17 protein-coding genes and 1 pseudogene are annotated in these 18,590 nt (G+C 40.5%); 15 read left to right on the top strand and 3 right to left on the bottom strand.

From position 1 onward, the window contains the following. Positions 1 to 175 precede the first annotated feature (175 nt). Positions 176 to 1,336 carry a hypothetical protein gene (locus tag BSR19_RS08575; protein ID WP_156246989.1) on the top strand — a complete coding sequence of 387 codons (1,161 nt, stop codon included), beginning with the start codon at positions 176 to 178 and terminating at the stop codon, positions 1,334 to 1,336. Positions 1,337 to 1,394: 58 nt separating this feature from the next. Here BSR19_RS08575 and BSR19_RS08570 read toward each other — a convergent pair whose 3' ends face one another. Continuing rightward, positions 1,395 to 2,177, bottom strand: coding sequence for an ABC transporter ATP-binding protein (locus tag BSR19_RS08570; protein WP_037599137.1), 783 nt, complete (start codon positions 2,175 to 2,177; stop codon positions 1,395 to 1,397). 109 nt (positions 2,178 to 2,286) lie between these two features. Here BSR19_RS08570 and BSR19_RS08565 point away from each other — a divergent pair, with 109 nt between their 5' ends. The 4 genes from BSR19_RS08565 to BSR19_RS08550 all read left to right on the top strand — a co-directional run bounded on the left by BSR19_RS08565 (position 2,287) and on the right by BSR19_RS08550 (position 6,515). Next, complete coding sequence (locus BSR19_RS08565) at positions 2,287 to 3,618, top strand: hemolysin family protein (RefSeq protein WP_037599138.1); 1,332 nt, start codon at positions 2,287 to 2,289, stop codon at positions 3,616 to 3,618. A 353-nt stretch (positions 3,619 to 3,971) separates the two neighbouring features. After that, on the top strand, positions 3,972 to 4,706 hold the full coding sequence (locus BSR19_RS08560) for an LPXTG cell wall anchor domain-containing protein (RefSeq protein WP_049546022.1): 735 nt from the start codon (positions 3,972 to 3,974) through the stop codon (positions 4,704 to 4,706). Positions 4,707 to 4,892: 186 nt separating this feature from the next. Further along, on the top strand, positions 4,893 to 5,693 hold the full coding sequence (gene pflA / locus BSR19_RS08555; protein WP_002891689.1) for a pyruvate formate-lyase-activating protein: 801 nt from the start codon (positions 4,893 to 4,895) through the stop codon (positions 5,691 to 5,693). 69 nt (positions 5,694 to 5,762) lie between these two features. Next, entirely contained in the window at positions 5,763 to 6,515 is a 753-nt protein-coding gene (locus tag BSR19_RS08550) for a hypothetical protein (RefSeq protein ID WP_002891688.1), read from the top strand. Between the two features lie 78 nt (positions 6,516 to 6,593). On the opposite strand, the gene BSR19_RS08545 is transcribed toward BSR19_RS08550, so the two are convergent. Continuing rightward, entirely contained in the window at positions 6,594 to 7,046 is a 453-nt protein-coding gene (locus BSR19_RS08545) for a universal stress protein (protein ID WP_002891687.1), read from the bottom strand. A 363-nt stretch (positions 7,047 to 7,409) separates the two neighbouring features. On the opposite strand from BSR19_RS08545, the gene BSR19_RS08540 reads away from it, so the two are divergent. From BSR19_RS08540 to gatB, 9 genes and pseudogenes are all read left to right on the top strand, one after another. After that, on the top strand, positions 7,410 to 8,624 hold the full coding sequence (locus BSR19_RS08540) for a pyridoxal phosphate-dependent aminotransferase (RefSeq protein WP_004183315.1): 1,215 nt from the start codon (positions 7,410 to 7,412) through the stop codon (positions 8,622 to 8,624). A gap of 267 nt (positions 8,625 to 8,891) precedes the next feature. Next, positions 8,892 to 9,677, top strand: coding sequence for a GTP-sensing pleiotropic transcriptional regulator CodY (gene codY / locus BSR19_RS08535; RefSeq protein WP_002884784.1), 786 nt, complete (start codon positions 8,892 to 8,894; stop codon positions 9,675 to 9,677). 65 nt (positions 9,678 to 9,742) lie between these two features. Then, positions 9,743 to 10,294, top strand: a complete 552-nt coding sequence (locus BSR19_RS08530) for a cysteine hydrolase family protein (RefSeq protein WP_014634960.1) — start codon at positions 9,743 to 9,745, stop codon at positions 10,292 to 10,294. Between the two features lie 192 nt (positions 10,295 to 10,486). Then, positions 10,487 to 11,926 (top strand): 6-phospho-beta-glucosidase, encoded by a 1,440-nt coding sequence (locus tag BSR19_RS08525; protein WP_060972570.1) that lies wholly within the window; start codon positions 10,487 to 10,489, stop codon positions 11,924 to 11,926. A gap of 20 nt (positions 11,927 to 11,946) precedes the next feature. Then, positions 11,947 to 12,330: pseudogene (locus BSR19_RS08520) on the top strand (glycosyltransferase); the annotation flags it as partial. Between the two features lie 252 nt (positions 12,331 to 12,582). After that, positions 12,583 to 13,056 (top strand): IS200/IS605 family transposase, encoded by a 474-nt coding sequence (gene tnpA / locus BSR19_RS08515; protein ID WP_002891962.1) that lies wholly within the window; start codon positions 12,583 to 12,585, stop codon positions 13,054 to 13,056. A gap of 217 nt (positions 13,057 to 13,273) precedes the next feature. Then, positions 13,274 to 13,576, top strand: coding sequence for an Asp-tRNA(Asn)/Glu-tRNA(Gln) amidotransferase subunit GatC (gatC, locus tag BSR19_RS08510; protein ID WP_002884769.1), 303 nt, complete (start codon positions 13,274 to 13,276; stop codon positions 13,574 to 13,576). After that, complete coding sequence (gatA, locus tag BSR19_RS08505; protein ID WP_060972571.1) at positions 13,576 to 15,042, top strand: Asp-tRNA(Asn)/Glu-tRNA(Gln) amidotransferase subunit GatA; 1,467 nt, start codon at positions 13,576 to 13,578, stop codon at positions 15,040 to 15,042. Before gatC ends, gatA begins: the two co-directional genes overlap by 1 nt. Continuing rightward, entirely contained in the window at positions 15,042 to 16,484 is a 1,443-nt protein-coding gene (gatB, locus tag BSR19_RS08500) for an Asp-tRNA(Asn)/Glu-tRNA(Gln) amidotransferase subunit GatB (protein ID WP_003018306.1), read from the top strand. The genes gatA and gatB overlap by 1 nt, the downstream gene beginning before the upstream one ends. A 101-nt stretch (positions 16,485 to 16,585) precedes the next feature. On the opposite strand, the gene BSR19_RS08495 is transcribed toward gatB, so the two are convergent. Next, entirely contained in the window at positions 16,586 to 16,951 is a 366-nt protein-coding gene (locus tag BSR19_RS08495) for a hypothetical protein (protein ID WP_037599146.1), read from the bottom strand. Between the two features lie 157 nt (positions 16,952 to 17,108). Here BSR19_RS08495 and BSR19_RS08490 point away from each other — a divergent pair, with 157 nt between their 5' ends. Beyond that, a complete protein-coding gene (locus BSR19_RS08490) occupies positions 17,109 to 18,545 on the top strand; it encodes a 6-phospho-beta-glucosidase (protein WP_037599147.1) in 1,437 nt (478 codons plus the stop codon). Positions 18,546 to 18,590 lie beyond the last annotated feature (45 nt).

The following is an 18,590-nucleotide window of genomic DNA, read 5'->3' as shown; positions in this document are numbered from 1 at the left end:
ATTATTTGTCTATGTGGTTCATTCTAGAATCTATTCGGTCAAAAAGGACTGTTTTGTTATCAAGTAAAGAAAAGTGGAGATATTTTACTGTAAAGGTAAAACGCTTACATAAAAAGGAGTATAATGATATTGAAAGATGTTTTCTCTAAGATTAAATGAAAGGTGGGGTAGTTGTATGTCCAGAAAAACTTGGTATTATATACTTATCTTTTTTGAAGTATTGTTAGCTCTTTCTATGCTTAGGTCTTATGGTTTGCATTTTGAGTATGAAACGCTCAATTCTGTATCTGTACTAAGTTCTCAACTTCCACAGCAAGTCGTTTTAGTATGGTTTGTTTTTAGGCTTTTGAAGGACAAGCGTAAAGCTGAGGGCGTCTTAGCTGTGCTTGCCTTCCATATTTGTCAGCTAGTTACCTATTTCATAATACCGGCTTCCATTTTTAAGCCCTGGTTAGTTTCACCAGTTTTAACTATTATGTGCCTAATTTGGCTTGTCATTACGATTAGGAAGACAGAGCTTCCAACACTCTTAGCCTCTCTTAAGAGTTCGTCAGCTTGGCAGTCCTCTGTACCCCTTCTTGGACTAGGGATGGTAGCTGTAGTATGGGCTACACATTACGTAAAGATTTCTACAAAAGATATTAGTGGTATTTTTTACATACTATATCCTGTTCTAGAGTGTGCAAGTATATTTTTGTTCCTTACATTAATAGCTGAAACAACTCAAAAGAAATTAAGAATTTCTTCAATCCTTATCATAGTTACTAGTTTACTTGAGTTGGTTTATGGTTTCTTGGTTGACCATATCATTACTGATGTCTCTCTTTTTCTACTAGTAGTATCATCCTATCTTGTCTATCGTACAAACGGCAACGCTTCCACACTAGTTGAAAAATGGCAGAAGAAGTATGGGTTTGAGTTGAGTGAAGATGATCTACTGGTGGAGAAAAAAACCAAACCAGTCATTGAAGAGCGTAAGAGTTATGATTATGCGGAGAGCCAAAGACAACTCAATCATCAAATTCTTCATTCTCCTTGGCTTTGGACCGCTTTTATTTTAGCACTTAGGGATTTAGTTGTTAATTTAACTTCTGTCATTTACTATCCTATAGACGAATCTAATCCCTTAGCAGGTATTGGTTGGTTTATGTACTTCATTATGATGACTCCATTAATTATTATTCCTACTATGATGCTTCCAAGAGCTATAAGCACCGCTAACAAAAACCGTCTATATGTAGTTGCTGGGCTATTCATTGTTTCATATGGTTCTATAGAACAGCTCATCGTTCCAGCCTTAATTTTGTACGGCGTATCGAAAATAAAAGAGGAGTAGTGATAAAAGAACAAGTCCCCTAGACATTATCTGGGGGACTTGTTTCTTTGAGCGATTTTTATAGAAGAGGGTTAATGTAAAAACGATGGTCATCAATTGGGATAATTTGAACAGGATTTTGGTAGAAGTCAGCTAGAACTTCCGGTGTGATAATATCGTTTTTTGGTCCTTGTGCCACGATTCTTCCCTGACGGAGTAGGAGAATGTGGTCCATTTTTTCAGTAATCTCTTCAGCGTGGTGGGTGACGTAAAGAACCAATGGAGCATGTGGAAGCGAGGTGATACGGTCAATCTGACGTAAGAGTTTTTCGCGGGCAAATAGGTCCAAGCCAACAGTCGCTTCGTCAAGAATAATGATGTCAGGATCTTCCATGAGACTGCGAGCAATCAAACAAATTTGTTTTTCTCCTTGAGACAGGCCATGGTATTTACGACCTATCAAATCTCCAGCGCCAAGTGAGGTTAGCATGTCCTTGGCTTCTTGCAACTCCTTATCCCCATATGCCTTGTAGAGGATTGAGCTCTTGTATTTACCAGTAAGGACGATTTTTTCAGCTGTCATATGTTGAGGAAGACGCTCAGTGATGAAGGAGCTGACGATACCGATATGTTGACGAAGACCTGTGATGTCTCCATTCCCAAAGGTGTAGCCTAGTATCTCAGCCTTTCCCTCAGAAGGGAAGAATTCAGCTGTCAACAAACGTAAGAGAGTTGATTTTCCAGCACCGTTAAGTCCCAGGATAGCCCAAGTTTGACCTTTTTCAACTGTCCAGTTAAGGCCAGACAAAAGTGTTTTTCCTTGGCGGGCCAAGCTGACATTTTCTAAGCGTATAAGTGACATAAGTCTCTCCTTCGATGATAAATTACTCTAATTATAGCATAAAATAGGAACCTATATTGGGAAATTGTGATATAATGGAAGTCAGAATTTTTTTAGAGGAGAAGAAAAAATGGAAGACTCCAGTGGTCAGTCCTTATTATTTCAATCTATTTTATTACTAATATTAACCTTGCTTACGGCCTTTTTCTCAGCATCAGAGATGGCTTTAGTATCACTAAACCGTTCACGTGTGGAACAAAAGGCTGAAGAAGGCGACAAGAAATTTATTCGCCTGCTCAAGGTTCTTGAAAATCCAAATAACTTCTTATCAACCATTCAAGTTGGTATTACCTTTATCAGTCTCTTACAAGGGGCTAGTCTCTCCGCTTCACTAGGTGCAGTAATAGCGACTTGGTTTGGTCATGCGGCTTGGGCTAAGACAGCAGGTAGCATGATTTCATTGGTTGTCTTGACCTATATCTCGATTGTTTTTGGGGAACTCTATCCTAAACGTATTGCTATGAACCTCAAGGAAAATCTAGCCATTTACTCAGCACCAGTTATTATTGTTACTGGTAAGATTGTTAGTCCCTTTGTTTGGATTCTTTCAGCATCGACAAATCTTGTGTCTCATTTGACGCCTATGACCTTTGATGATGCGGATGAGCAGATGACTCGGGATGAGATTGAGTACATGTTGGCCAAGAGTGAAGATACACTTGAGGCTGAAGAAATTGAAATGCTCCAGGGGATTTTCTCTCTTGATGAATTGATGGCACGTGAGGTTATGGTTCCTCGTACCGATGCTTTCATGATTGATATCGAAGACAATACTCAAGAAAATATCCAAGCTATTCTCAAGGAAAGTTTCTCACGTATCCCTGTTTACGAAGATGACAAGGATAAGATTATCGGTGTCATTCATACTAAAAACCTTCTAAAAGCAGGTTTTGAACTTGGTTTTGAAAATATCAAACTTCGTCGAATCATGAACGAACCTCTCTTTGTTCCAGAGACTATCTTCGTAGATGATCTCTTGGCGGCCTTTCGTAACACCAATAATCAGATGGCTATCTTGCTTGATGAATACGGCGGTGTTGCTGGTCTTGTTACCTTCGAGGACCTTTTGGAAGAAATCGTTGGTGAGATTGACGACGAAACAGATAAAACTAGTGTGGAAGTTCGTGAAATTGGTGAGAATACTTATATTGTCGAAGGAGCTATGACTCTTAATGACTTCAATGAACATTTTGATACAGAACTTGAGAGTGATGACGTTGATACTATCGCAGGTTATTATTTGACTGGTGTGGGGGCCATCCCAACTCAAGAAGTTAAGGAACACTATGCAGTTATCAACAAGGACAAACACCTCGAATTTATCAATGATAAGGTTAAGGATGGTCGCGTAACCAAACTTAAGGTAATCATCACGGCAGCTCCAGAAGAGGCAGAAGAATAGTTTTCTACATGTTTTTATTAGAAAATATTGAAACTTAAAAGCGACTATCTACTAATTAGGCACTTGCTCTCATTATGAGTGAAAGTGCTTTTTCTTATCTATCTTGGAATATCCGCTTATCAAAATAATAAGATTAGAAAATGTCTATAAAGCACGTTATAAAGCCTTTTTTACCTATCCAAACTGCTAGACTTTGTCAGAAAAAGAACTATAATTTTGGAGATGCTCTAACATATTTTAGCGTATTGATAGATTTAGAATAAAAATAAATAAGATTTTAATTAAAACAGTCTTTTATTACTTTTTTATGGTAGAATATAAATTGACTGATAAATGAAAAAAGGAGAATCTTAATGGCTTCTAAAAAATCTATATATAGTAGCTTGCTTTTACTCACCCTTACCCTAGGAGCTTTTGTACCAGTAACTTCTTTTGCGGACGACGGTATTGCGACAAATGATGCTGTTCTTACACAACCAACGACAGATCGTGCAGCAACAGGTCCTTCAACAGCCCCAAGTGATGGTGACTTGGCTCGTAGCAATGATTCAAACACAGGTGCGGCAACGCCAACAACACCTATAGCTCCTGAAGTACCAGCTGAACCAACAACACCAGCAACTCCAGAAACACCTGCGACACCGGCTCCAACAGCTGATTCATCTACAACACCAGCTGATAAACCAACTGAGAAACCATCCGATAAGCCAGAAGAACCGGCCTCACCAACTGATAAAGGGACAAGTGAAGCACCTCAAACCCCTGAAACTCCAGCAGTGAACGTTAATGGACAACCTGTTGTTACTGTAACACCAACAGCTCCAGTTGTCACTGCAGCTGGTCAAACAATTGTGTCTACACAAAACAGCCAAATTGTCATCGCTAACACTGATGGTACAACAAGTGTTGTCGCTCCTGAAGCAGTAGGATTCAAAGTGAATGCTGACGGTACATTGACTGGTAAAGATGCTAAAGGTAAGGAAGTTACACTTCCTAAGACTGGTGAAGCATCAACAGTAATCTTGACATTGGCAGGAACATTCTTTCTTGCTGCTGCAGCCTTTTTAGGGCTTAAGAAACGTGCCTAATAATATAGATGATAAAAGACTGGATTTTTCCAGTTTTTTTGTTTTTCTTCTGGTATAGTATAGATATCATTTAATTTTAGATGTATTATAGTATAACCTTTGCTTGAATTCAGGCAGATATGGAGCATGTTTCTGATAAAAGAGGTATAATAAAAACATGTAAAAAGCGTTTACAAGGAGGCTGCCATGGCAGAAATTGATTACAGTCAGGTGACTGGACTTGTTCATTCAACCGAAAGTTTTGGATCCGTAGATGGTCCGGGTATCCGTTTTATTGTTTTCATGCAAGGCTGTAAGATGCGTTGCCAATATTGTCATAATCCAGATACTTGGGCTATGGAGTCAAATAAGGCTGTTGAACGTACGGTTGAAGATGTCTTAGATGAGGCTCTTCGTTTCCGTCATTTCTGGGGTGAGCATGGTGGTATCACTGTATCAGGTGGTGAGGCCATGCTTCAGATTGATTTTGTCACTGCCCTCTTTACAGAGGCTAAGAAGCTAGGAATTCACTGTACGCTTGATACTTGTGGGTTTGCTTACCGCAATACTCCTGAGTATCATGAAGTTGTTGACAAACTTTTGGCTGTAACTGACTTGGTTCTACTGGATATCAAAGAGATTGATCCTGAACAACACAAGTTTGTGACCCGTCAACCTAATAAGAATATCTTGGAATTTGCTCAATATCTGTCTGATAAACAAGTTCCAGTCTGGATTCGCCATGTCTTGGTACCTGGTTTGACAGACTTTGACGAACACTTGATTAAGCTCGGCGAGTTTGTAAAGACCTTGAAAAATGTTGATAAATTTGAAATCCTTCCCTACCATACAATGGGTGAGTTCAAATGGCGTGAGCTCGGTATTCCATATCCTTTGGAAGGGGTCAAACCACCAACAGCAGATCGGGTCAAAAATGCCAAAGCTCTCATGCACACTGAAACGTATCAAGAGTATAAAAATCGTATCGGTGTTAAAACCTTGGATTGAAAAAGAAGCTCTTGACAAGGGCTTTTTAACTTTGCTATTATTTAAGGAGCAATAAAGAGCAGGTAAATTATGTTTCGTATTTTAAAATTTGATGATGACTTTGTTTATCTCAGTCATCCTGACGGGCGACTTAAGAAAATAGATCGCAAGCTTTTTGATTTTGATATAAAATTAGGAGACCGTATTGATGTCTACCAAGATGGGGACTTGACCGTTGTTACTCCAGCAGAAGTTCAAACGGACTTGAGCTTAGAGGGAGACAAATCTGTTAAATCACACCTCTTGCAAGGAATTTTAGATCTTTTCCTTGAGACTCTTAATATTCACAACAATCATTTGGGTGACTTGAAGAAGATTTTCACGCAATTATTGATTACACTCTTCATGGCTTGGAGCTTGCTAGGTGTTATTCTGGTTGAGATTCTTCTTTTCGCAGAATCGATTATTGTTTTCCTATGGAGACTCTTGGTTCGTCTTATTAAGTGGATGCATATTAAAGATAACACTAAGGTCTTGATTGATGAGACGCAAAAACGTCATGCTAAGCGTGAGCGTCAAAAAGCTCAAAGACTTGAGCAGGAAAGACGTCGTCAGGAAGAGCTAGAAGAACGTGAATACCTTCGTGAAACAGAACGTCAAAAGGAACTCATGATTGTTGAAGCTAGCCTTAGTCAGGAAGCAGAGCGTGAGAGCCTTTCAACTAGCCTTGCTTTGGAGCAAGCAGGTGCCTCAAGTCAATCTGCTAGTGAAGACTTGGTCGAAGAAAGCCAGTCAACTTCAGAGTCAGAAGTGATGTCTGAATCAGCAAAGTCTGAAAAATAGAACAAAAAAAGAACTGAGAGTTAAAATCTCGGTTCTTTTTCATATGAAAAAAGCACCAGAGGTGCTTGTGAGAGGTGACTAAAGTGTTTTTTCAGAGTCACGAACAATGAGCAAGTCAACTTTTGCGTGACGGAGAATGTATTCAGAAGATGAACCAATAAGCAAGCGTTCAAAAGTATTGAGACCAGTGGCACCAACCATAATAAGGTCAACATTTTCCTTATCAGGGATATCAACAGCCAAGAGGCTCTTAGGATTACCGAACTCAATAACTTTGCGAATCTTGGTTAAACCAGCTTCTCTGGCTTGGCGTTCAAAGTCAGCCAAAACAGCTTTAGCTTCGTCTTCTAGTTTTTCATAGATATAAGAGTCGAAAGTCGCAACGCTTTGAAGGGCGCGTGTATCGATAACGTGTACCAATAGTAACTGAGCATTATTACGTTTTGCAACGTGCACACCTTTAATAAAGGCCAGTTCTGATTCGTAAGAACCGTCGATAGCTACCATAATACGTTCATATTGTTGAGACATAAGCTCTACCTCCTATCTTTAGCTTTATTATACTCCTTTAATCAAAAAAATGAAAGCGTTGTTATGGATTTTCTGAAATCTTTTTTTGACTGCTTACTTTAGGATGTCCGTAGTAATGTGAAGATTTCAGTATTATCTAAAAATTGAAGATTGCATGAAAAAGAGGTATAATACAATCTGTTATTAGCTTCGTAAGAAATATGATAATTAAACAATAGGAAGACAAGTCTTCAGAAATGATACCAAATGGCTGAGCCTAAATAAAGTTGGTGTCAATAAAAGTGGAAATCCCCATCAGGTGTTGAATTTTCTTATTTTCTGCTAGATGTATCTGCTTTTAGTATCTTTTGAAAGGATTAACTTATGAAAACATTTGATAAATCATCAAAGTTGGAACACGTTGCCTATGATATTCGTGGACCAGTTTTGGATGAAGCCAACCGTATGATTGCTAACGGTGAAAAGATTCTTCGTCTTAATACGGGAAATCCTGCGGAATTTGGCTTTACAGCACCGGATGAAGTCATTCGTGATTTAATTATGAATGTTCGTAACAGTGAAGGGTATTCGGATAGTAAAGGGATTTTCTCAGCTCGTAAGGCGATTATGCAGTATTGCCAGTTAAAGGGATTCCCAAATGTAGATATTGATGATATTTATATTGGTAATGGTGTTTCAGAGATGATTTCCATATCTATGCAGGCCTTGCTTGATGATGGAGATGAGGTCTTGGTCCCAATGCCAGATTATCCTCTTTGGACAGCCTGTGTCAGTCTAGCAGGCGGTAATGCCGTACACTATGTATGTGATGAAAAATCTAACTGGTATCCAGATATTGATGATATCAAATCAAAGATTACATCAAATACTAAGGCAATTGTAGTCATCAATCCCAATAATCCTACAGGTTCGCTCTATCCTAAGGATGTTCTTGAACAGATTGTGGATATTGCTCGACAAAATGATTTGATTATCTTTGCGGATGAGATTTATGACCGCTTGGTTATGGATGGTAAGAAACATACTGCAATCGCTAGTCTTGCACCAGATGTCTTCTGCGTGTCTATGAATGGTCTTTCTAAGTCTCACCGCATCTGTGGTTTCCGTGTGGGTTGGATGGTTCTCTCTGGACCTAAAAAGAATGTCAAAGGCTATATTGAAGGGCTTAATATGTTGGCTAACATGCGTCTCTGTGCCAACGTGCTCTCTCAACACGTTATTCAGACTTCACTTGGTGGCTACCAATCCGTTGATGAGCTCTTGATTCCTGGAGGGCGTATCTATGAACAACGTGAGTTTATCACGAATACCGTAAACGCTATTCCAGGGCTATCAGCTGTTAAGCCAGATGCAGGGCTTTACATCTTCCCTAGGATTGACCGTAACATGTATGATATTGAAGATGATGAAGAATTCTGTCTTCGTCTCTTGAAGAAGGAGAAGGTTCTCCTAGTTCCAGGTAAAGGCTTTAACTGGAATGAACCAGATCACTTCCGTATTGTCTATCTTCCTCGAGTGGAAGAGTTGGCTGATCTCGGTAATAAAATCGAACGAGTCTTGTCATATTACAAGCGCTAATTCCTTAAAAAACTGGACAATAAGGCTTGTCCGGTTTTTATTGTTTCTAAAAGGGGGATATATTTGAGCAAAATCTGAACATTCTTCCTAAAAATGCCATAATATACTTAATATAATGAATAGTAGAATAATAAATAATTTTCAGACAATTGTTTGCAATTTCTGGGTTAAGTGTGCTATAATGATAGGGCTAGTGAGTCTTGACGCAGAAGATTAGTACAAGGCTTGATATTATTATGACTACAATAGAAAGTGAAGACAATAAATATGGCAAATTTGCTGGCTAAAACACGTAAAATTACATCTATCTTGCAACGCTCAGTAGACAGCTTGGAAGGAGATCTTCCATACAACAACATGGCTGCTCAATTGGCGGATATCATTGATTGTAACGCTGCTATCGTTAATGGTGGTGGTGCTCTCCTTGGTTTTGCCATGAAGTACAAAACCAACAATGATCGTGTGGAAGAGTTTTTTGAAGCTAAACAACTTCCAGAAGAATACACACGTGGTATCAGCCGTGTTTATGATACTCAAGAAAACATTGGTATTGACAGTGACTTGACCATTTTCCCAGTGGAGTCAAAAGATGACTTCCCAGATGGTTTGACTACAATTGCCCCAATCTATGGTGGTGGTATGCGTCTTGGTTCTTTCATCATTTGGCGTAACGACCATGATTTTGTGGATGAAGATCTTATCTTGGTTGAGATTGCCTCTACGGTAGTTGGTTTGCAATTGTTGAACCTTCAAACAGAGAATTTGGAAGAAACGATTCGTAAACAAACAGCTATTAACATGGCTATTAATACCTTGTCTTACTCAGAAATCAAGGCGGTTTCAGCTATCTTGAATGAATTGGACGGTTTGGAAGGCCGCTTGACAGCGTCTGTTATCGCTGACCGTATCGGAATTACGCGTTCAGTTATCGTTAATGCCCTTCGTAAGTTGGAATCAGCTGGTATTATTGAGAGCCGTTCACTCGGTATGAAAGGGACTTATCTTAAAGTCCTTAACGAAGGTATCTACGACAAACTGAAAGAATACGAATAAGAAGAATACTGAAAGAGAGTGAGGTAGGAGGACCTGCCCCACTTTTTTTAAAAGGAGATAGTAGCATGACAAAGGCATTGATATCAATTGATTACTCTTATGATTTTGTGGCAGATGATGGGAAGTTGACGGCTGGTAAGCCTGCCCAAGCCATTGAAGATCGTATTGCTCAGGTAACTCAAGAAGCCTATGACAATGGGGATTATATCTTTGTTGCCATGGATCGACATGATGAAGGAGATACCTTCCATCCTGAGACTAAACTCTTTCCACCTCACAATATTGCAGGGACATCTGGGCGAGAACTTTATGGTAAGTTAGCTAGTGTATATGATGCCATCAAGGACGACCATCGTGTCTTTTGGATGGACAAGCGACACTATTCAGCCTTTTCCGGAACGGATTTAGATATTCGTTTACGTGAGCGTCGTGTGACGACAGTTGTTTTGACGGGAGTTTTAACAGATATTTGTGTGTTACATACGGCCATTGATGCTTATAATTTGGGCTATGATATCGAGGTGGTAGAGAGTGCAACAGCCTCCTTGACACCTGAAGCTCATGACTTTGCTATTGGACATTTTAAAAATGTTCTTGGAGCAACAATTGTGGAGTAAGAGTTAGTTCTTACTCTTTTTTTATCATTGTCATAATGGAGAGAGGATTGAGAGTGGGAATCTGTCCTACTCTCAATTTTTTGTCTAAAATCATAGGATAGTATCAGTTTTTCGTAGTTTACTATAAGAAAACGATTACAGGCTATTGTATACTATTACCATATTAAGTCGAAATATATAGGAGGTAGAATAATGACTAAAAAATTAACTTTTCCTGATGGATTTTTGTGGGGTGGAGCGACAGCAGCCAACCAATGTGAAGGTGCCTATGATGCTGATGGGCGTGGTTTAGCCAATGTTGACGTGGTACCAATTGGTGAGGATCGCCTTTCCATTATCACTGGACGTCGCAAGATGTTTGATTTTGAGGATGGTTATTTTTATCCGGCCAAGGAAAGTATCGATATGTACCACCGTTACAAGGAAGATATTGCTCTCTTTGGTGAAATGGGCTTTAAGACCTATCGTCTTTCTATTGCTTGGTCACGTATTTTTCCTAAGGGTGATGAGGCTGAGCCAAATGAAGCTGGGCTTGCCTTTTACGAGGACCTCTTCAAGGAATGTCACAAGCATGGTATTGAACCTTTGGTGACGATCACACACTTTGATTGTCCAATGCACTTGATTACCGAGTATGGAGGATGGCGTAATCGTAAGATGCTTGGCTTCTATGAAAATCTTTGCCGTACCCTTTTCACACGCTTTAAAGGTTTGGTTAAGTACTGGCTCACTTTCAATGAAATCAACATGATTCTCCATGCCCCATTTATGGGAGCAGGACTCTGCTTTGAAGAGGGTGAGAATGAGGAGCAGGTTAAATATCAGGCTGCTCACCATGAGTTGGTAGCCTCAGCTATGGTGACGAAATTGGCTCATGAGATTGACCCTGAAAATAAGGTCGGTTGTATGTTGGCAGCAGGTCAATATTATCCAAATACAGCCCATCCACGTGACTACTGGGCAGCTATGCAAGAAGACCGTAGTAGCTATTTCTTTACTGATGTTCAAGCTCGTGGAGAGTATCCAAATTATGCTAAGAAACAGTGGGAACGTGATGGCATTGAGCTTGAGATGACGGAAGAAGATTTGGCCCTTCTTAAAGAGCATACTGTTGATTTTATTTCCTTCTCTTACTATGCAAGTCGTGTGGCTTCAGGTGATCCAGAAGTTAATGAAAAGACTGCTGGAAATATCTTTGCCTCTATTAAAAATCCCTATTTGGAAGCTTCAGAGTGGGGCTGGCAAATTGACCCACTAGGCCTTCGTATTACGCTCAATGCTATTTGGGATCGTTACCAAAAACCGATGTTTATCGTTGAAAATGGGCTTGGTGCTGTGGATACGCCAGATGAAAATGGTTATGTTGAAGACGATTACCGTATCGACTACTTGGCAGCCCACATCAAGGCTATGCGTGATGCTATTAATGAAGATGGTGTAGAGCTTTGGGGCTACACAACCTGGGGCTGTATCGACCTTGTTTCTGCTGGAACTGGTGAAATGAAGAAACGTTATGGCTTCATCTATGTGGACCGAGATAACGATGGTAATGGTAGTCTTAAACGCTCTAAGAAGAAATCATTTAACTGGTACAAAGAAGTTATCGCAAGTAACGGTGCCTCTGTAGAATAGGGTGTGAGTTCTCGACTAATGACATCTACGGTAAAGGTGGCGAGCAAGAGAATCTACAAGATCTGATTGATACTCTTGGGGCAGGTGACTTCATCCAACTTCGGGGTCATGCGGATTTGCGTGAAGTTTACCCACAGTATGAACTTTATGTCACCACCTCTCAGTGGGAGACCTTTGGCTTGACTCTGATGGAAGCGGTGGGAGCAGGTCTAGCCTTGGTTGGTTTTGATGCTCGTTATGGCAATCCAACTTTCATCAAAGATGGTGAGAATGGCTATCTGGTCCCTTATAGCGAGACTTTGGATGAGGACCTACTCGTTTCTCAGATGGCTGACAAGATTGTATTTGCCTTAGAAAGTGATCTTGAGTCTATGCACCAAGCCTCATATAACCTGGCAAAATAGTATTTGAAACCAGAAATCCTAGAGGATTGGAGAAAGCTCTTGATAGCCATACGATAAGTGTTTTGAAAAAGCTCTATCTCTGTAAACTGTAGTGACAAAAAAGTTACTACAGTTTTTTTTGTTTTACGAAAACCACTAGCTGTGCTAGTGGTTCCGAAAAGCTTTTAGCGATGTATCAAAAAAGTCCCCCTAAAGTGTTATATTAGATAAGGTTTCCCGACCACTAACTAATATACAAAAGGAGGACCCCTGATGAGACAGGATAATAATAGTTTAGCACATACTACATGGAATTGTAAGTATCATATTGTGTTCGCACCCAAATATCGACGTCAGATAATTTATGGGAAATACAAAGCAAGTATTGGTCAAATCTTACGATTATTATGCGAAAGAAAAGGTGTTGAAATTCATGAAGCAGAAGCTTGCCCAGATCATATTCACATGTTGGTGAGTATACCACCGAAACTAAGTATTTCCTCATTTATGGGATATTTAAAGGGCAAAAGTAGCTTAATGATATTTGATCGACACGCTAATTTAAAGTATAAATATGGGAATCGCAAATTTTGGTGTCGAGGGTTTTATGTTGATACGGTTGGACGAAATCAGAAGCGAATTGAAGAATATATTCGTAATCAATTACAAGAAGACGTGATAGCAGATCAGCTAAGTCTATTTGAGGAGTATGATCCGTTTACAGGTGAGAAGAATAAGAGAAAGTAATCTTAAAGAGACCCGCTAGACGGGTTAGCTAGCAAAGGTGGTGCTGAAGGGAAACCATTCGGTAGGCCTTTAGGCCTCGGCCGGTAGCAGAGGCTTTCAGCCGAAGAGCAAGCCACCCGTTCTCACGGGTGGTTTTGACTATCCTCCAAGCAAAATAGGCCTAATTATGGTAAAATAGAACGTATTGAAAAATCATCATTTCACGAAAGGAAGCAAGATGAAAATTACGCAAGAAGAGGTAACCCACGTTGCCAATCTTTCAAAATTGAAATTCTCCCCAGAAGAGACTGCTGAGTTTGCGACAACCTTGTCTAAAATTGTCGACATGGTGGAATTGTTGGAAGAAGTGGACACAACAGGTGTTGCCCCAACAACGACCATGGCTGATCGCAAGACCGTATTGCGTCCGGATGTTGCTGAAAAAGGGACTGACCGTGACCGCTTGTTTAAAAATGTACCTGAAAAAGATAACTACTACATCAAGGTACCAGCTATCCTAGAAGATGGAGGAGATGCCTAATGTCATTCAACAATAAAACCATTGAAGAGTTGCACGACCTCCTTGTCTCTAAGGAAATCTCGGCAACGGAATTGACACAAGCGACGCTTGATGATATCAAGGCGCGTGAAGAAGCAGTCAATGCCTTTGTAACGGTGGCTGAAGAAGCTGCCCTTGCACAAGCTAAGGCCATTGATGAAAAAGGAATCGATGCAGACAACCTCTTGTCAGGTATTCCACTCGCAGTCAAAGACAATATCTCAACAGATGGCATCTTGACCACTGTGGCATCAAAAATGCTCTATAACTACGAGCCAATCTTTGATGCGACAGCTGTTGCCAATGCCAAAGCCAAAGATATGATTGTCATCGGGAAGACCAACATGGATGAATTTGCCATGGGTGGATCTGGTGAAACATCTTACTATGGCGCGACTAAAAACGCTTGGGACCACAGCAAGGTGCCTGGTGGATCTTCAAGTGGTTCTGCTGCAGCTGTAGCTTCAGGTCAAGTCCGTTTGTCTCTTGGTTCAGATACAGGTGGTTCCATCCGTCAACCGGCTGCTTTTAACGGGATTGTTGGTCTCAAACCTACTTATGGAACAGTTTCACGCTTTGGTCTCATTGCTTTTGGTAGCTCACTTGACCAAATTGGTACTTTCTCACCAACGGTTAAGGAAAATGCCCAATTGCTCAATGTCATTGCCAGCGAAGATGCCAAGGACTCAACTTCTGCACCTGTTCGTGTAGCAGACTTTACTTCTAAGATTGGTCAAGACATTAAAGGGATGAAGATTGCCCTTCCTAAGGAATACCTCGGTGAAGGGATCGACCCAGAAGTCAAAGAAACCATCCTTAATGCGGCCAAACACTTTGAAAAATTGGGAGCAACTGTCGAAGAAGTCAGCTTGCCTCACTCTAAATACGGGGTTGCCGTTTACTACATCATCGCTTCATCTGAAGCTTCTTCAAACTTGCAGCGTTTCGACGGTATTCGCTATGGTTTCCGTGCGGAAGATGCTAAAAACTTGGATGATATCTACGTGAACACTCGTAGCCAAGGCTTTGGCGATGAGGTCAAACGCCGTATCATGCTTGGTACCTTTAGTTTGTCATCTGGTTACTACGATGCTTACTACAAGAAAGCTGGTCAAGTCCGTACCCTCATTATCCAAGACTTCGAAAAAGTCTTTGCGGATTACGACCTTATCCTTGGTCCAACAGCTCCAAGCGTGGCCTTTGATTTGGATTCGCTCAACCATGATCCGGTTGCCATGTACCTGGCTGACCTCTTGACCATTCCAGTCAACTTGGCAGGTCTTCCAGGGATTTCGATTCCTGCAGGTTTTGCGCAAGGTCTTCCAGTTGGTTTGCAGTTGATTGGTCCTAAGTATTCTGAAGAAACAATCTACCAAGCTGCAGCTGCCTTTGAAGCAACGACGGATTACCACAAGCAACAACCCCTTATTTTCGGAGGTGACAATTAATGAATTTTGAAACAGTCATCGGACTTGAAGTCCACGTTGAATTGAATACAAACTCAAAAATTTTCTCACCAACCTCTGCCCACTTTGGGAACGAGCAAAATGCCAATACCAATGTGATTGACTGGTCTTTCCCAGGGGTGCTTCCTGTCTTGAACAAGGGTGTTGTAGATGCTGGTATCAAGGCTGCTTTGGCGCTGAATATGGATATCCATCAGCACATGCACTTTGACCGTAAGAACTATTTCTACCCTGATAATCCAAAGGCCTACCAAATTTCGCAATTTGACGAGCCAATCGGTTACAACGGTTGGATTGAAGTGCAATTGGAAGACGGCTCAACTAAGAAAATCGGGATTGAACGTGCCCACTTGGAAGAAGATGCCGGTAAGAACACGCACGGAACAGATGGATTCTCTTACGTAGACCTTAACCGTCAAGGGGTTCCATTGATTGAAATCGTATCTGAAGCGGACATGCGTTCTCCAGAAGAAGCCTACGCTTATTTGACAGCTTTGAAAGAAGTCATCCAGTACACAGGTATTTCAGACGTCAAGATGGAAGAAGGATCTATGCGTGTAGATGCCAACATTTCCCTTCGCCCATATGGTCAAGAGGAATTTGGTACCAAGACTGAGTTGAAAAACTTGAACTCTTTCTCAAACGTCCGTAAAGGTCTTGAATACGAAGTGCAACGCCAAGCGAAAATCTTGCGTTCAGGTGGTGTCATTCGTCAAGAAACACGCCGTTACGATGAAGCCAACAAGAGTACTATCCTTATGCGTGTCAAAGAAGGAGCAGCGGATTACCGTTACTTCCCAGAACCAGACCTTCCATTGTTTGAGATCTCAGATGAGTGGATTGAGGAAATGCGTACTGAGTTGCCAGAGTTTCCAAAAGACCGTCGTGCTCGCTACGTGGCAGAGCTTGGTTTGTCTGACTATGATGCCAACCAATTGACAGCGACGAAAGTTACTTCTGACTTCTTTGAAGCAGCTGTAGCCCTTGGTGGAGATGCCAAACAAGTGTCTAACTGGCTCCAAGGTGAAGTCGCGCAATTCTTGAACGCAGAAGGCAAAACGCTTGAAGAAATCAAGTTGACACCAGAAAACTTGGTCGAAATGATTGCCATCATCGAAGATGGAACCATTTCATCTAAGATTGCCAAGAAAGTCTTCGTTCACTTGGCGAAAAACGGTGGCGGTGCGCGTGAATACGTTGAAAAAGCTGGTTTGGTACAGATTTCAGATCCTGAAGTCTTGATCCCAATCATCCACCAAGTCTTTGCAGACAATGAAGCAGCCGTAGCCGACTTCAAGTCAGGTAAACGTAACGCTGACAAGGCCTTCACCGGCTTCCTCATGAAAGCAACCAAAGGCCAAGCCAACCCACAAGTAGCCCTCAAGCTACTTGCTCAAGAATTGGCTAAGTTGAAAGAAGAGTAATAGATAAACAACCAGCCGAAAGGTTGGTTTTTTCTTTGCAGGGTATACAAAAACTCCTACGAATCGACTCGTTAGGAGTTTTTGAAAAAGACTAAGTGACTTTAGAAATGAGGAAGAGCTGAAGCAACCTTCATTTCTTCAGGAACAGTGACAATAACTTGATGAGCTTTTAAATGATATTTATCAATAATCCATTGGCGAAGTTTTTCTTTAGAGACATTAGAAGTACCTCGGAATTCCTGTCCATTATCATGAGCTGTCCAGTCTCCCATTTTCTTAAAATCGGTATTCTTAAGTAAGTCAGGGTATTGATCTAGCTCCTTAAGATGAACGATAGTAAAGGTGTTATCGTCACGTACAATGACGTTTTTCTTTAAAGCCTTACTTAAGTACCAGAAGAGCATAGCAACAGCACTAACTCCAACAACAAGTCCTGCAAAAGCAATTAAAAACTGTATGAAATTCATAATATTGCCTCCTTATGGGACATAGTATACTCCTTTTATAAAACGTTTTCAAATAAAAAATAATCTGTTACTTTCCGTAGTATTATGGAAAAAGAATGCGTTTTCATTGTCGCTTGTGAAGTTTATAATAGAAGTATCAAAGTCAGGAGGAAAAACGATGACTACTTTTAAAGATGGATTTTTGTGGGGTGGTGCTGTAGCTGCTCATCAACTTGAAGGTGGATGGCAAGAAGGTGGTAAGGGTATCAGTGTTGCTGATGTCATGACAGCTGGTCGCCATGGAGTTGCCCGTGAAATTACACCGGGTGTTTTGGAAGGTAAATATTATCCAAATCATGAGGCCATAGATTTTTACCATCGTTACAAAGGAGATATAGCGCTTTTTGCTGAAATGGGATTTAAGTGCTTCCGAACATCAATTGCTTGGACACGTATTTTCCCAAAGGGTGATGAATTAGAGCCCAATGAAGAAGGGTTGCAGTTTTATGATGATCTTTTTGATGAGTGCTTGAAGCATGGAATTGAACCTGTAATTACTTTATCCCATTTTGAGATGCCTTATCATTTGGTTACAGAATATGGTGGGTGGAAAAATCGCAAATTGATTGATTTCTTTGTTCGCTTTGCAGAAGTCGTATTCAAACGTTATAAAGATAAAGTTAAATACTGGATGACCTTCAATGAAATCAACAATCAGGCCAATTACCAGGAAGATTTTGCACCATTTACGAACTCAGGTATTGTATACGAGGAAGGTGACGACCGAGAAGCTATTATGTATCAAGCAGCACACTATGAGTTAGTAGCCTCTGCTCGAGCAGTAAAAATTGGCCATGAAATCAATCCAGACTTTCAAATTGGTTGTATGATTGCGATGTGTCCTATTTATCCTGCAACTTGTAATCCTAAAGACATTTTAATGGCCATGAAGGCTATGCAAAAACGTTATTACTTTACTGACGTACATGTTTTTGGTAAATATCCTGAACACATTCTCAAGTATTGGGAACGTAAAGGAATTTCAGTTGATTTTACAGATCAAGATAAAGAGGATTTACTTGGAGGAACAGTAGACTATATTGGATTTAGTTACTATATGTCTTTTGCTATCGATTCTCATCGTGAGAATAATCCTCATTTCGATTATCTTGAAACGGAAGATTTGGTCAAAAATAATTATGTTCAGGCATCTGAGTGGGAGTGGCAAATTGACCCAGAGGGCTTACGTTATGCATTAAACTGGTTTACTGATCACTATCATCTACCACTTTTTATTGTTGAAAATGGTTTTGGTGCCATAGACCAAGTTGAAGCAGATGGCATGGTTCATGATGATTATCGAATTGATTACCTAGGTGCCCATATTCGTGAAATGAAAAAAGCTGTAGTTGAAGATGGCGTTGATTTAATGGGCTATACACCTTGGGGCTGTATTGACCTGGTTTCAGCCGGTACCGGTGAGATGAGGAAACGTTACGGATTTATCTATGTGGATAAAGATGATGATGGACAGGGAAGTTATGAACGATCACCGAAGAAATCATTTAATTGGTATAAAGAAGTTATTGCATCTAATGGTGCAACGGTAGAATAAAATTAAGAAGCTGGGCGTATTCCCAGCTTCTTTAGTAAACATAGG

The sequence above is a fragment of the Streptococcus salivarius genome (assembly GCF_009738225.1).
Lineage (GTDB): Bacteria > Bacillota > Bacilli > Lactobacillales > Streptococcaceae > Streptococcus.
Note: the sequence above shows the minus strand (reverse complement) of the source record. Positions and strands in the feature narration are given on the sequence as shown.

What these genes read in the sequence shown, in the direction of transcription:
- BSR19_RS08575 (WP_156246989.1), top strand. Translation starts at nt 176, where the DNA reads ATGTCCAGAAAAACTTGGTATTATATACTTATCTTTTTTGAAGTATTG.
- BSR19_RS08570 (WP_037599137.1), bottom strand. Translation starts at nt 2,177, where the DNA reads ATGTCACTTATACGCTTAGAAAATGTCAGCTTGGCCCGCCAAGGAAAA.
- BSR19_RS08565 (WP_037599138.1), top strand. Translation starts at nt 2,287, where the DNA reads ATGGAAGACTCCAGTGGTCAGTCCTTATTATTTCAATCTATTTTATTA.
- BSR19_RS08560 (WP_049546022.1), top strand. Translation starts at nt 3,972, where the DNA reads ATGGCTTCTAAAAAATCTATATATAGTAGCTTGCTTTTACTCACCCTT.
- pflA (WP_002891689.1), top strand. Translation starts at nt 4,893, where the DNA reads ATGGCAGAAATTGATTACAGTCAGGTGACTGGACTTGTTCATTCAACC.
- BSR19_RS08550 (WP_002891688.1), top strand. Translation starts at nt 5,763, where the DNA reads ATGTTTCGTATTTTAAAATTTGATGATGACTTTGTTTATCTCAGTCAT.
- BSR19_RS08545 (WP_002891687.1), bottom strand. Translation starts at nt 7,046, where the DNA reads ATGTCTCAACAATATGAACGTATTATGGTAGCTATCGACGGTTCTTAC.
- BSR19_RS08540 (WP_004183315.1), top strand. Translation starts at nt 7,410, where the DNA reads ATGAAAACATTTGATAAATCATCAAAGTTGGAACACGTTGCCTATGAT.
- codY (WP_002884784.1), top strand. Translation starts at nt 8,892, where the DNA reads ATGGCAAATTTGCTGGCTAAAACACGTAAAATTACATCTATCTTGCAA.
- BSR19_RS08530 (WP_014634960.1), top strand. Translation starts at nt 9,743, where the DNA reads ATGACAAAGGCATTGATATCAATTGATTACTCTTATGATTTTGTGGCA.
- BSR19_RS08525 (WP_060972570.1), top strand. Translation starts at nt 10,487, where the DNA reads ATGACTAAAAAATTAACTTTTCCTGATGGATTTTTGTGGGGTGGAGCG.
- tnpA (WP_002891962.1), top strand. Translation starts at nt 12,583, where the DNA reads ATGAGACAGGATAATAATAGTTTAGCACATACTACATGGAATTGTAAG.
- gatC (WP_002884769.1), top strand. Translation starts at nt 13,274, where the DNA reads ATGAAAATTACGCAAGAAGAGGTAACCCACGTTGCCAATCTTTCAAAA.
- gatA (WP_060972571.1), top strand. Translation starts at nt 13,576, where the DNA reads ATGTCATTCAACAATAAAACCATTGAAGAGTTGCACGACCTCCTTGTC.
- gatB (WP_003018306.1), top strand. Translation starts at nt 15,042, where the DNA reads ATGAATTTTGAAACAGTCATCGGACTTGAAGTCCACGTTGAATTGAAT.
- BSR19_RS08495 (WP_037599146.1), bottom strand. Translation starts at nt 16,951, where the DNA reads ATGAATTTCATACAGTTTTTAATTGCTTTTGCAGGACTTGTTGTTGGA.
- BSR19_RS08490 (WP_037599147.1), top strand. Translation starts at nt 17,109, where the DNA reads ATGACTACTTTTAAAGATGGATTTTTGTGGGGTGGTGCTGTAGCTGCT.